Source organism: uncultured Shewanella sp. (genome assembly GCF_947495455.1).
In the GTDB taxonomy this organism is placed as follows: domain Bacteria; phylum Pseudomonadota; class Gammaproteobacteria; order Enterobacterales; family Shewanellaceae; genus Shewanella.
Genome location: NZ_CANLZC010000296.1, coordinates 1 through 283 on the forward strand (window position 1 = coordinate 1; position 283 = coordinate 283).

The 283-nt window shown below is 43.8% G+C and carries 1 pseudogene; it reads right to left on the bottom strand.

Annotated elements, in window-relative coordinates:
- Nucleotides 1-4: 4 nt before the first annotated feature.
- Nucleotides 5-283: pseudogene (locus tag Q0791_RS25155) on the bottom strand (IS5/IS1182 family transposase); the annotation flags it as partial.

Genomic DNA, 283 nt, shown 5'->3' on the forward strand with positions numbered 1-283 from the left:
AGTTTTATTTCGTTGCCTGTCGAACAGGCATACCTAGCCCAATAACTTTGTTCATCGCCTTGACGCCAGCCAACGCTTCTCCGACCTGTGCATTGTAATCACGTAAGCTTAACTTGCTACTGATGAGTTGTTTATAACGATACATCGCCGTTTCCGATAATGAGCGTTGATGGTAATCATTGTCAACTTTCCATTGCTTTAATGTTCCAGACTTCAATGCGTCAACCGCTTTATTTCTCGGATGACCCTTTTCCCAATATCCTGCGTTTGAACGCGGTGGAAT